Annotated in this window: 15 protein-coding genes and 1 other annotated feature; all 15 genes read right to left on the reverse strand. The window is 37.3% G+C overall.

All coding sequences use genetic code 11. The features are described from left to right. Positions 1-53: 53 nt before the first annotated feature. The gene (locus F9B91_RS10245; protein WP_191962448.1) at positions 54-1040 is read right to left on the reverse strand and encodes a dihydroorotate dehydrogenase; all 987 of its coding nucleotides are present in this window, start codon (positions 1038-1040) and stop codon (positions 54-56) included. Beyond that, positions 1003-1803, reverse strand: a complete 801-nt coding sequence (locus F9B91_RS10250) for a dihydroorotate dehydrogenase electron transfer subunit (RefSeq protein ID WP_150923231.1) — start codon at positions 1801-1803, stop codon at positions 1003-1005. Before F9B91_RS10250 ends, F9B91_RS10245 begins: the two co-directional genes overlap by 38 nt. A gap of 248 nt (positions 1804-2051) precedes the next feature. Then, complete coding sequence (locus F9B91_RS10255; protein WP_000157153.1) at positions 2052-2432, reverse strand: VOC family protein; 381 nt, start codon at positions 2430-2432, stop codon at positions 2052-2054. Positions 2433-2490: 58 nt separating this feature from the next. Continuing rightward, positions 2491-2850: a 50S ribosomal protein L20 gene (rplT, locus tag F9B91_RS10260; protein WP_000124834.1), complete on the reverse strand. Its 360-nt coding sequence runs from the start codon at positions 2848-2850 to the stop codon at positions 2491-2493. A 51-nt stretch (positions 2851-2901) separates the two neighbouring features. Continuing rightward, positions 2902-3102 (reverse strand): 50S ribosomal protein L35, encoded by a 201-nt coding sequence (gene rpmI / locus F9B91_RS10265; protein WP_001125943.1) that lies wholly within the window; start codon positions 3100-3102, stop codon positions 2902-2904. A 32-nt stretch (positions 3103-3134) separates the two neighbouring features. Beyond that, positions 3135-3665: a translation initiation factor IF-3 gene (gene infC, locus F9B91_RS10270; protein ID WP_000848180.1), complete on the reverse strand. Its 531-nt coding sequence runs from the start codon at positions 3663-3665 to the stop codon at positions 3135-3137. 15 nt (positions 3666-3680) lie between these two features. Then, positions 3681-3812 (reverse strand) — a sequence feature (ribosomal protein L20 leader region). A gap of 160 nt (positions 3813-3972) precedes the next feature. Next, positions 3973-5157: a hypothetical protein gene (locus tag F9B91_RS10275; RefSeq protein WP_150923232.1), complete on the reverse strand. Its 1185-nt coding sequence runs from the start codon at positions 5155-5157 to the stop codon at positions 3973-3975. A gap of 3 nt (positions 5158-5160) precedes the next feature. Next, entirely contained in the window at positions 5161-5748 is a 588-nt protein-coding gene (locus F9B91_RS10280; RefSeq protein WP_150923233.1) for an ATP-binding cassette domain-containing protein, read from the reverse strand. Between the two features lie 32 nt (positions 5749-5780). Continuing rightward, positions 5781-6005: a hypothetical protein gene (locus tag F9B91_RS11565; protein ID WP_150923234.1), complete on the reverse strand. Its 225-nt coding sequence runs from the start codon at positions 6003-6005 to the stop codon at positions 5781-5783. A gap of 141 nt (positions 6006-6146) precedes the next feature. After that, positions 6147-8387 carry a DNA internalization-related competence protein ComEC/Rec2 gene (locus F9B91_RS10290; protein WP_150923235.1) on the reverse strand — a complete coding sequence of 747 codons (2241 nt, stop codon included), beginning with the start codon at positions 8385-8387 and terminating at the stop codon, positions 6147-6149. Continuing rightward, positions 8371-9021, reverse strand: a complete 651-nt coding sequence (locus tag F9B91_RS10295) for a helix-hairpin-helix domain-containing protein (protein ID WP_150923236.1) — start codon at positions 9019-9021, stop codon at positions 8371-8373. Before F9B91_RS10295 ends, F9B91_RS10290 begins: the two co-directional genes overlap by 17 nt. Before the next feature lie 66 nt (positions 9022-9087). Further along, entirely contained in the window at positions 9088-9657 is a 570-nt protein-coding gene (locus tag F9B91_RS10300) for a GNAT family N-acetyltransferase (protein WP_150923237.1), read from the reverse strand. A gap of 190 nt (positions 9658-9847) precedes the next feature. After that, a complete protein-coding gene (locus tag F9B91_RS10305; protein WP_225306625.1) occupies positions 9848-10807 on the reverse strand; it encodes a hypothetical protein in 960 nt (319 codons plus the stop codon). Then, positions 10794-11780, reverse strand: a complete 987-nt coding sequence (locus tag F9B91_RS10310; RefSeq protein WP_150923239.1) for a hypothetical protein — start codon at positions 11778-11780, stop codon at positions 10794-10796. The genes F9B91_RS10305 and F9B91_RS10310 overlap by 14 nt, the downstream gene beginning before the upstream one ends. Further along, on the reverse strand, positions 11777-12784 hold the full coding sequence (locus F9B91_RS10315; RefSeq protein WP_150923240.1) for a hypothetical protein: 1008 nt from the start codon (positions 12782-12784) through the stop codon (positions 11777-11779). Before F9B91_RS10315 ends, F9B91_RS10310 begins: the two co-directional genes overlap by 4 nt. Positions 12785-13112 lie beyond the last annotated feature (328 nt).

Raw genomic sequence — 13112 nt, forward strand, 5'->3', positions numbered from 1 at the left:
TCTATAATCAACATTACAAACTAATAAAAAATCAAGAACAGATTGATTGCAGTCTACCTCAGAGACTCTTTTACTTCCTTGCGGAGATTTTCTAGACTGCTGATACCATATTTATCCATAACCTTTGGTAAATTTTCGATGATATCAGGACAGGCATATGGATTGGTAAAGTTGGCTGTTCCAACTCCAATAGCAGATGCTCCCGCCAGATACATTTCTAGGACAGCTTCAGCCGAATCCACTCCTCCCATTCCAATGATAGGCAGGTCTGTTGTTTGGGCGACTTGGCGGATGAGTTTGAGGGCTACTGGAAAAACTGCTGGACCAGACATTCCACCTGTTCCATTTGCCAAGATTGGTTTTCTGGTTTTGAGGTCAAAGCGCATACCGACCAGAGTATTAATCATGGTTAAGCCACTTGCTCCCGCATCCTCTGCTGCTTTTGCAACAGTGACGATATCGGTCACACTAGGGGTTAATTTGACATAAACTGGCACATCAGAGGCTTCCACAGCTGCTTTCACCACATCATAAGCTAGATCTGGATCTTGACCAATCAAAAGTCCATGATTACAGTGATCTACGTTAGGGCAAGAAATATTGAGCTCGATAGCCTTTACATTAGCTGCCTTGGAAATACCACTAGAAACAGCTGCATACTCTTGTTTTGAAAAGCCAGCCACATTTGCGATAATAGGAAGATTTGGATACTCTCTCTCCAGCCAAGGCAGTTTTTCAGCTAAAACAGCTTCTAAACCAGGATTTTGCAAACCGATTGCATTGAGCATGCCAGCAGGTGTCTCAGCAACTCTTGGAGTTGGATTTCCAAAACGTGGTTCAAGGGTCGTCGCCTTAATCATAATAGAACCTAAAAGGTCTAAATCATAGTACTTGGCATACTCTTGACCAAAACCAAAACAGCCTGATGCTGGAATAATCGGATTTTTCAAATCCAAGCCTGGTAGAGAAACTTGTAAACGATTTCTAGTCATGATTTTCTCCTTATAATACAACTGTTCCTGTGCGGAAAACAGGGCCATCTTCACAGACACGTTGGCTGACCGTCTCGCTTTCTGGCACTTTTAGGACGCAGGCATAGCAAGCCCCCATCCCACAAGCCATACGAGATTCCAAAGATAAATAGGCTCTTGGATGGTTATAGAAGGTTTGATTGATATACTTCATCATTCCAGGCGCCCCACATGAGTAAACAGCATCAAATTGACTGTCTAAATCATTGATGACAACAGAAACATTCCCCTTAATCCCATAAGAACCATCATCTGTCGTTACAAAGACCTGACCATATTGAGCCAATTCCGTCTCTAAAATAACAGCATCCTTATTAGCAAAACCGAGAACTGTCACTACTTTCACACCACGCGCATGCAATTCCTTGGCTACTTCAAGCAAGGGCGGAACACCAATCCCCCCACCAACAAGGAGAACCTGGCTCTGCTCATCTAGGTTAGACAAGTCAAAACCATTTCCCTGAGGGCCCATCACATCAAGAGTATCTCCCTGACTTAAGGTTGAAAAAATAGCTGTCCCAGCCCCTTCAATCCGATAAATGAGATGACACTGCTTGTTTACCTTATCAATAGACGAAATTGAAATAGGACGACGCAAAAGATGGGCGTCATCAGGCACACGCAGATGAAGAAATTGGCCTGCTCGCATGGCTTCAACCATTTCCCCTTCTAGAACTAATTCAAAGATTTTTGGCGCGATTTCCTCCTGTGCTACCACCTTCATGGTTTCCAATCGAATCGCACCCAAACGTTTCTTACATGTGGGATTCATGACTTTTCCTCCTTAAATTTTAAGGGGACCAGACAAAGAAAAGACCTTGCTAGTGCAAGGTCTCAGTTAAAATCGTACAACACAAGAGAGCACACTCAAAAAGTCTCCTCTAGAAAATTGTACTATTCTTTTATCTGACACCTTGTGAGTCTCTCTGGACTCCCCTTAAAGGTTAAATTTTTACTAGTATACTCTTTCAGCTAAAAAAAGTCAAGTAGAAAACGAACATTCTACTTGACCTCACGAGATTATTTTTCACGAATGACTTCGACCTTGTAGCCATCAGGGTCTTTGACAAAGTAATAGTTAGGCGCAGTTCCTGGTAGGCCATTTGGTTCAGTAACTTCATAGCCTTTGGCACTATGCTCTTGATGAAGCGCCTCAAGATCAGGTGTACTTAGGGCGATATGGGCAAATCCATCTCCAACCACATAAGGACCATGATCGTAGTTATAAGTCAACTCCAACTCATAGTCATCACCCTCAAGACCTAGATAGACAATCGTGAAGGCATGGTCTGGAAAATCTCTGCGACGCAATTCTTTAAAACCAAAAGCATCTTGATAAAATGCAATTGATTTTTCAAGATTTTCTACTCGCAAGCAAGTATGTAGCATTTTTGAAGCCATATTTTTCTCCTTTATTTTTAAAAAGACTGGGACAGTCCTGTTCCAGTCTTATCTGTTATTATTTACCAAGTTTTGCTTTCGCTGCATCTGCAAGAGCTGTGAAAGCTGCTGCATCGTTAACAGCCAAGTCAGCAAGCATTTTACGGTTAACTTCGATCTCAGCCAATTTCAAACCATGCATCAATTGTGAGTATGAAAGTCCGTTCATACGAGCTGCCGCGTTGATACGTGTGATCCACAATTTGCGGAAGTCACGTTTTTTCTGACGACGGTCACGGTATGCATAGTAGTAAGAGTTCATTACTTGTTCTTTTGCAGTACGGAACAAGATGTGTTTAGCTCCATAGTAACCTTTTGCTAATTTAAGAATACGTTTACGACGTTTGCGTGATACAACGCCACCTTTAACACGTGCCATGTTTTATTTCCTCCAAATATTTCCTAGAATTGTTTACTTACAGTCAAGCTATTATTTCAAGCGAGTAAGCATTGCTTTGATACGTTTGTAATCTCCTGAATGCACCATAGATGCTTTACGAAGATGACGACGTTGTTTCTTAGTTTTTCCGTGGAAACGGTGAGAAGTGTAAGCACGGAAACGTTTAAGTCCACCAGAACCTGTACGTTTGAAACGTTTAGCTGATGCGCGGTGTGTTTTTTGTTTTGGCATGATTTTTTCTCCTTTATTTAACTTTCTGACAATTATTTTTTGTCAGTCGCTGGCGCCAATTGCATGAACATTTGACGTCCATCCATTTTAGCACGTTGTTCGATGATTGCAATATCTTGAGTTGCTTCAGCAAACTCGGCTAAAACTTTTGCACCAATCTCTTTATGGGTAATCATACGACCCTTAAAGCGAATAGATACCTTAACTTTATTTCCTTTTTCAAGGAATTTGCGTGCATTGCGAAGTTTTGTATCAAAGTCTCCCTTGTCAATCGTTGGACTTAGACGAACTTCTTTCACAGTAACAACACTTTGTTTTTTACGTTGTTCTTTTTGCTTCTTCTGGTACTCAAATTTGAACTTACCGTAGTCCATAATTTTTGCAACAGGTGGTTTGGCTTGGGGTTGAATCAAGACTAGGTCAACATTAGCGTTATCAGCCAAAGCTTGCGCTTCACTGAGTGGCTTGATGCCTAGCTGTTCTCCTTCAAGACCAATCAAGCGAACTTCACGTACACGAATCTCATCATTGATGAATAAGTCTTGCTTTGCTATGGTTTTCACCTCTTTTGTTTTATTAGAGAAAAACAATAGCGGACTCGTAAATATACAAGCCCGCACGTTATGATAGCGTTTCTTAGAAACTTTTCATCCGTAGGGCCAGGCAACTTGATGTCACAAGGCGAGAAGCTCTCACTTCTGCTTTTCTCAACTTTTATATGATACCAAGTTTTCGAGCTCTTGTCAAGATAAAAAATTATTTTTTTGAAAAGTTTCTGTTTGTATTTTGGATTGGTTTTCGAATCAAAAAGAGAGAATCAAGTTGATTCTCTCCCTATGTTAGTTTTTCCTTAGCTTCCCTATAGGAATGCTAAGACCTATTAAAAACTTTCCTTTTACGTGAACTTCCCAATCTTTCGATAAATAGAATCCCCACTAACAAAAGGATAATCAGGCAAGGAAGTAAGACCATTCCCATACTCCAATTCAGATTGACATTATCAATTTGCTTAGGTAATCTTCCAGATAAAATCTCCACTGAACGCAAGTAAGTAAAGGGAATCAGATGTGCAATCCTTTGAAGAGGCTGAATTGTTTGGATGCCAAACAATAAGCCAACAATCCCAATGAGTGAAAGAAAGAGGACAGGCATTTTTTGCTTGAAAAAGTAAGCAATCAAGTAGACGACTTCCACAATAACGATAAAAGCCAAGAAAGTTAGTAACAAGCCAGGAAATAACACATCTTGTATCTTCCCAATAGTTACTTCTTGATTGGTTAAGTTATAAATCGGGTAGGGGTAATCTAACTGTCCAAAACCGCTTATCAGACTTCCCACTAGAAAAGAAAATCCGCTGATTCCGATAAACAGCACAGTTACATAACCCACTCCAACTCCAAGAGAGGATATTGCAAATTTCACTTTTGAAAAAGGATATAAGTGAGCTGTATCCAGATGATTTTGATATCTTTCTGCAAATAGTTGTGTCAGCATAAAAATAATAGCAACCACAAACAAGCTTGGGATGATAAGCTCTAAAATCCAGACAATCTGATCAATCCCGTGGGTCGGATAAACTAAATTGTGGGCTTTTATGTTCAAGGGATATAGGGCTTGGTAAGTCTTTCGTTCGCGGTCAACCGCCATTTTTAAGTCAGAACTAGAAGTCGGTTGCTTCGATACAATTTCATAACTCTTTTCCTCATCTTGCCACTGCAAATAGTAGGCTTCTTTCCAGCGTCCTTCTCTTAACAAAGCCAGAATTTCTTTCTTTTGAGTCGAAAGATTTTTTTCCGATTCTAAATTAATTTTAGCAATCTGGTATTCCTCCGAGTTGGTATCAGATATTTGGGAGAGTTTCTCTTCATATTCATTGATGACTCTCTCATCTTTTACAAGACGAGTTTCCAACTTTCCCTCCAAGCTGACTGAGTTTGCAGTCCGACTATTGAAATAAAAGGTAACACCGAGTACAGATACAAATAAAGCTAAGATAATCCAGTTTAAGCGACTTTTGAAAACTTTTTTCAATAAAAATAGACTAACATCTTTCATAAACTAAACCTCTTCTATCTGCCCCTGACGAATGGTTACGATGCTATCGCAAATCTCCACTAACTCCTCTTTGTAGTGAGAACTTAAAAGAACCAGCTGTTCTTGTCTATCGATTTGTGCTAGCCTATCAAAAAACTTCTGTCGATAATACTCATCTAAGCCATTTGTAATCTCATCCATAAGCCAGCATTTCGCCTGACTGAGGAAATACATGGCAATCACCAAGCGTTGCTTCATGCCTAAGGAATACTTACGAATGGGAAGGCTGATATAGTCAGACATTTCCCAATAGGTAATTTCATCCCCCAAGTTCAGCCCTGACTTCCAGATGTTCTTCATCAGGCGAAGATAGTCCATCCCACTTAAGTTTCCATCCAGCCATTCAATGCTTTCATAATAAAATAAAGAAGGAGGGGCTACAATATTTCCACTACTTATAGGAATTAAATTGCTAATGGCGCGGAACAGTGTCGTCTTTCCAGAGCCATTGATAGCAAGAATACCATAAATCCTACCCTTTTCAAATGTAAAATCAACATCTTGTAAGATGACTTGTCGCGTTTTTAAGGTCACATGAGTAAGCTGCAACATATCTAGCCCTCCTTTTTATCACTCTTTAAGGATTAATAGCCTTCGCTGGAGTAGTTTAGTACCTCATAACGATTGTAATTCCAACCACTATCAACTTTATATTCAGAATAGCTGTCATAACGATACCATAACAGGGGATTAATATAGTTATATCTCTGGCAATTCATACTAGACTTATAGTAGATATTCCAATCATACCTATAAGTTTTAAGAACGCTCACAGCAGATATACTGGACTGAGAAAGACCAATAATCATAAACTAACTAATTAAACGATTTTTACTAATTTTTAATGGTTTTATAGCATTAACATTGAATACGCTTTCATTATATCGTTTTTATCATTATTATGCAACAGATTTTTAGTTTATTTTACTAATATATAATATTTGTCCTTCCTATCGAACACTTTCGATTTTCCAACTTTTCCACCCCTTAAAGCGTATAGCTCCTTGCTGGTCAGTTCGGTAAACTTTGCTATTGATAGTTTCCAGTCGTATCAAGGTTTCCTGATGGGGGAGTTTGGTTCGATTGCTCTTTCCAACTGAGATAAGAGCCATCTCTGGTTTGAGCTGTTCTAAAAAGGCTGAACTTGATGATTTTTTAGAGCCATGTTGGCCAACTTTCAAAACATCCACCTCTAGGTCAGGATAATGCTTCAGCAAGTCCTTCTCTCCTTTCTCCTCCAAATTTCCTGTGAAAAGAAAGTTTTTATCCAAGAGTTTTCCATACAAAACCAGGGAATCTTCATGATCTCCATCTCCAATTTTACTTGGAGATAGGGCTTCTAACTGACTCCCAAAAATTGGCAAGTTCTCTCCTGCTGTTATACTTCTAACTTTTGTTTGGGTCGCTTGTAGTTCTGCAACAAATTCCTTCTGTTTCAAACTGCCTTTGGACACTAAAATTTCGCCTACATGGAAAGCCTTGGTCATCTCCAACAAATCTCCAACATGCTCCTTATCTGTATTGGTCAAAATTAGCTGGTCAATCTTGGCTACTCCTCGACTTTTGAGATAGGGAATCAAGGTTCGCTGTGCATTGCTGGTCGTCGCCTTTTCTTGCCATTTTTCGATTTTCTTATCAGATTCTGCCTTGCCACCTACATCTATGAGAATGGTCTTCCCAGTTACATCCCTTAGGAAAATACTTTCCCCTTGCCCAACATCCAGCATGGTAATTTCATTTTCCAGTGGATGCTTGGTCAGGAGAAAGAGACTTGTAATCAATAAGCTCAATACCGTTAGTCTTTTAATGTTTTTCCTCAAATCATAGACCAAAGCCAGGGAAATTAATAATAAGATTAAAAGCCATGCATTGGGTTGTCCAAAGACTAGAGGTCTACTCGCCACCTGTGACACCAAGCGAATCATCCCTTCCAACCATTCAAAAATAAAATTTAGCTGAATGACTGGATAGAGAAAGGAAAAGACAAATAAGATAGACAAGAGCGGTAAGAAGACCAAGTCAAAAAGAAAGGAAAAGACAAAGGTCAAAAGGATGGACCAAGGCTGAAATTCCGCGAAATAGAAGGATAAAATAGGCAATATTCCTAAGGAGATGACTAAACTTTCTCTGGCAACAGCCTTGAGTCCCTCTCCTTCTTTGCTGGTCATGGTCAAGATAAAAGCATAAGCGCAGGACAAGACTCCTCCTGCAGTCAGGAAAAAGTTAGGCATGACAATAAAGAGGACAAGCACCGTCAAGGCAAAATTATCCAAGCCCTTAACACCATGTTGAGCCAGTAGCTTCTGCAAGAGACTGCGAATAACCGATGCTGAAAATCCTGTCAGACCAGCATAGAGAAGGGAAAAGGGATAAGTCAGCCACTTCAACTTTTCTTGGGTCAAGCCCAATCGCAAGAGTAGTTTCTTAAATCCATCCATGAAAAAACCTACCTGCATCCCCGACAAGGCAAAGAGGTGGATAATTCCTAAACTAGAATAAAGCTCATTCATCTCCTCAAAATCTGTATCCAGATGCCCTAACAAGAGCCCCGTCATGTAATTGCGCATAGGAACTGGAAAATGTGTCTTAATCCAAACTACAGCCTTTCGACGTAAACTGGACAGGTTTTCACCTATATCCCAACTGCCAACCTTTTGAAGTGACTGGATTTTTTTGATATTGAGAATCTGGTAAATTCCCTGAGTCTTCAGATAGGCTTGGTAGTCAAAGCCACCAAAATTTCTCTGCCCTTCTGGCTCCGAAAGCTTCCCTTCTAGTCCTATCTCATGAAGGTCGGTTAAAGCTTGAAAGGCTTCTTTCTCCTCCTCGGACTGGAGTTTATAATAGACTTGAAAAATGCGTCTATCAGACTTGCCACGAAAGGACAGACTATCACCATTGATCTTAACAGTGTCAGGCAAAATCCGTACCCTTTCAACAGAATCCGCCAAATTTTGACTCGCTCGACTCTGTTGCCAATTTTGAAACAGAAACCAGAAGGCAAAGATTCCGCAAATCACTAGAACTTTTCCAGCAGATTTCCAAGGAAATTGGATAAAAAGACAAACTAGCAGAAAAACGAAGCCCAATAAAGCAAGATAGGATGCAGAAAAAATGGCATAGTAAAGCCAAAGCAATAGAAAACTCAGGTAAATTAGGGGAAGGGGGAAATTCTTAATCCACTGTAACATAGTCTTTTAGCTTTTCTATCGTTTTAGCACCTATGCCAGAGACTTTCTTGAGTTCATCAACCGACTTAAATTTCCCATTTGCCTCACGATGGTCGATAATGTCCTGAGCTCGTTTTCCTCCCAGTCCCTTGACCTGCTTGAGTTCTTCCAGACTGGCTTTGTTGAGATTGATCTTCTTGTCCTTGCTTGTTGAAGAAGGTGCTCCAGAACCTGCCTGTTGACTAGCTGCTTCTTCTCCCTTAATTGGAACGTAAACCAGAGCCTCATCACTAACTTTCTGAGCTAGATTGAGCGACTTGCTATCTGCTTGCTCTGTCAAGCCACCCGCCTTTTGAACGGCATCATTGACCCGACTACCTACAGGCAAATCATAAATTCCTGGCGATTTAACAGCGCCTTTTACATCTACTGTGATTAGATCTTGTTCAAGAGGTTCTTCCTTTTCTTCCTTCTTCACATCCTTTTCGGATACCGAATCCTTGGAAACAGTTGCAACTTCTGCCTGCAAATTCGTTTCCTTGACAGGTGTGTGTGGAGCTGGCTTTAGCAGGAAAAATCCGCCGACAAGCAAGCCTAGAGCAGTACAAATGACGATGATTTTATACTCTTTGATTTTCTCGATAATTGCTTCCATATTTTCTCCTCTCTTAGATTATTCGTAAGAGGAAGAAAAAACAGTTGAAAATTTCTTCTCAACTGCTTATTTATTTGCAAAATAGCCTTCCTTGGTCAAGACATAATGAACTCTTGTAACGATTCGGCCTTCTTCATGCTGGTCCATACAAGCATATGGTTCTGCATGGGAAAAACGCATGCCTGATTTCTCCATGACCTTTCCAGATGCAGGATTGTCCTTATCGTGAAGGGCGGTCAACTTGTTCATTCCAACCTTCTCAAAAGCAAGCTCAATCACGGCACGATTGGCTTCTGTCGTCAAACCTTGATTCCAATATTTTTTATTGATAATGTAACCAATAGCTGCCCTCTTAAGAGCAGGATCAATCTTGTGCAAATCAATGGTACCGATAAACTGAGCATTGCTTTTTAGTTCTATTCCCCAGCGCCCCAAGGGATTGGCCAAGTAGAACTGAGCAATGTTATTCTTGGTTTCTTCTAAATTTTGATTGGTTGGAAAAGTGTAGCGTGTATTTTCTCTGTCTGAAACATACTCAAACATAGCTTCTGCATCGTCCAAGGTTACAGGTCGGAGCAATAAACGCTCAGTCTCCACTATTGGATACTGAGCTAGTTTTAAAAAGATTGATTCCATACGTTTCTACCATTCAAAAGTATTTTCTATCAGTCTAGCATAAAAAAGAAGTTACAACAAGAAGCGCGAACAAAGAATACCAGATAACTGATTCTAGAGCAGAGAGTTTTCTGGTATTTGGAAGCATTTCTAAAAGCTTCTTAAAATCAATAATTACATAATTCAGAGTCCTACTGACAATGAAGATTCATCATTTTTTCTTTCTTTTTTTGAATCTAGTATTTACTTTTTTTATGACATAAAGAATAAAACTTCCCAAAATATCTAGTCCTATTGAGATTATAAATATTCTAATAAGCCAAAGCAGCCAACGCGTTTGATTAATGAATACATTGATGTAGGCATTTCCCCCATCAATGTAAATAATAAGAAGAAGTAAAAATATTTCAAGAGGAATGCGAATTTTAGCTTTCTTCAAACTAAATTCTTTAAATAAATTTCTAAAACTGATCTCTCCGTCCGGTTCTGTTTCCCAATATTCCTTGCTTTGAGTTTTAAGATATAAAAGATAGGCTACTTCAATAATCAATTGAGGGAAAGCATAACAGTAAAGGAGTGTACTTGTAATACCTAAAACCATAGCAAACTTCCCTAAAAAAGCACTAGTTAACAATACTAACATAAAAATAATGAGAATAGATTCTTGACTGTAGGCACTGGATTTGGCAAAGTAATTTCTCACCGTTCGACTTGCAGAAAAACCGTTTTTCAGTTGTCGCATCAACCAAAAATATTGATAAATAAAGCCACAAACTGTAGAGATCACTAAAAACAAAATGACTGGTATTGACGATTCATTAAACTCTTGAAAGCCATTATTATTAACTGTAAGCAAAATATAACACGTTAGCATTAACGATAAGAAAATTCCTATATACGATAACAGTAATAAAATAGTTGATAAAATTTGTTTACGATAAATAAAACTCATCCCTAGTGGAATCACAGTTGCCACTATAAGATAGACCGAATATAATAAAATAAAATTAAAAAATATGTTCGATGACTTTTGCAGACCAAAATCAATTAGGTATAGCTCTACTCCAAAGATGACTGCTCCTGTAAATGAAATCAACATCATACTTGCAGATGCGCGAGTGTTCGCTAAACTTTTAAAATATACTTTATTTAATTCTTCAACTTCTTTCACTGTTTTTTCCTTTTTTGAATCCAGTTTCTAATCTTTTCATTATAGATAGAATAAAGCTCCCCAAAATATCCAGTCCTATCAAAATTATAAATATTCTCCCAAACCAAATAAGCCAAAGGGGGGTGTATGAACTAGGACTAAAATAGCCTATATTATACATAATACCAAGGAATATTGAACAAAACAAAATCTCAAGGGAAATTCTAATTTTTGCTTTCTTTAAACTGAAACCCTTAAATAAATCTCGAAAAGTCTCTTTTTTCGTAGGTACATCTTCCCAGTACTCCTTGCTTTGAGTTTTTAGATATAAAAGATAGGCGACTTCTGTGATGAGTTGGGAGAAGCCATAGCTAAAAAGTACCGCTGTTAGAATTCCTAAAACTATCGCAAACTTACCAGAAAGAAGACCACCTAGCATGGAAACTGTAAAAATAATGAGAAGAGAATTATTATTCTGGGCACTAGATTTCGCAAAATAATTACCCATTGTTCTATTGGTAGAAAAACCTTTTTTTAACTCTCTTTTTAGCCAAAAATAGTGATAAACAAAACCAACAACTGTACAGATTAACAGAAAAGGAATAGTGTATAATGAACGTTCGTTATATTCTTGCAAATTAGTTCCTGAATAAACAAGAATAATATAAGATATAAGTATCAAAGATAAAAAAATACCTATATAAGATAAAAGTAATAATGTGGTTGATAAAATCTGTCTACGATAAATAAATGTCATTCCTAGCGGAATAAAGGTTGCCACGACAAGATAAATAACATAAATCAAAACAAAATCAAAAAAGTAATTTTCCAAAGGATTTATTCCGTAGCCTTTAACAAAATAAAAATATTGGAAAAGCAGAAACAATGCCGAAGCGAAGGCTCCTGCAAATGAAATAACCATCATCGTCGCAGATGCGCGAGTGTTCGCTAAACTTTTAAAATATGCTTTATTTAATTCTTCAACTTCTTTCACTGTTTTTTCTTTCCTTTTTTGAATCTAGTATTTACTTTTTTTATAACATAAAGAATAAAACTTCCCAAAATATCCAGTTCTATTGAGATTATAAATAGTCTGATAAGCCAAAGCAGCCAACGTGTATGTCTGATTACCTGATCCGTATATCCAAATTTATAAAGAATTTGAACAAAAATTACAAATGACACTATTTCAATAGGAATACGAATTTTAGCTTTCTTTAAACTGAAACCCTTAAATAAATCTCGAAAAGTCTCTTTTTTCGTAGGCACATCTTCCCAATACTCCTTGCTCTGAATTTTTAGGTATAAAAGGTAGGCAACTTCTGTAATCAATTGAGAAAATGCATAGCTGAAAAGAAGAGTTCCAAGAATTCCAAAAATAAGTATCAATTTACCTGAAAGAAGACCGCCTAACATAGAAACTATAAAAATAATAAGAAGAAGAGAGTTCTTACTATAAGCACTGGATTTTGCAAAATAATTACCCATTGTTCTATTGATAGAAAAACCTTTTTTTAACTCTCTTTTTAGCCAAAAATACTGATAAATAAAACTTAAAATTGTACAAATAACTAAAAATGGAATAAAAATTGGAGAATATAGAGAGAATCCTATAGTAAATTCCTTCGTTGAAATAGAAGTCACTATAAGTAAAAGCATCATCAACTGCAGAGAAAAGTATATGACAATATAGACTAGTAGCAGAAAAATTATTGACAAAATTTGCTTCTTATATACAAAGAAACCAACTAATGGAATGAAAAATGCAATAATAAGGTAGAAACAAGAAATCAAGAGTAAATCAAAGAACCAATTCATAAATGGATTTATTATAGCGACTGTATCAAAATAATAATAAAAAGCGAAAATTTCTAGTGCTAATATAAATACTCCTGTCCATGAAATAACCATCATACTTGCAGATGCGCGAGTATTAGCTAAGATTTTAAAATAAGCTTTATTTAATTCTTCAACTTCTTTCACTGTTTTTTCTTTCACATTAACCTCCTAAATTGACCTAACTCTAAATCCGTTTAATTAAAAATCACAGCTTAATCAGCTTATTCTAATTTTTCGATAAATTAAAAAAATGTATAGAACTCGATCTTTCAATTAAATATCTTTATTTTCTAATTCTTTGTATAACTTTCTCAATATCATGCCGCGTTTAATCAATTTGGTATTTAAAATAGTGTATACAATAAAATATGATGATAAAGTTAATACAAGACTAATATAATTACCTGAACTTATGAAAATGATTGCAGTCACTATTCCTATAATCAAAAAACAGAGCATCGTTATATATAATATTAAAACATTCCTT

The organism is Streptococcus mitis, assembly GCF_008763935.1.
Lineage (GTDB): Bacteria > Bacillota > Bacilli > Lactobacillales > Streptococcaceae > Streptococcus > Streptococcus mitis_DB.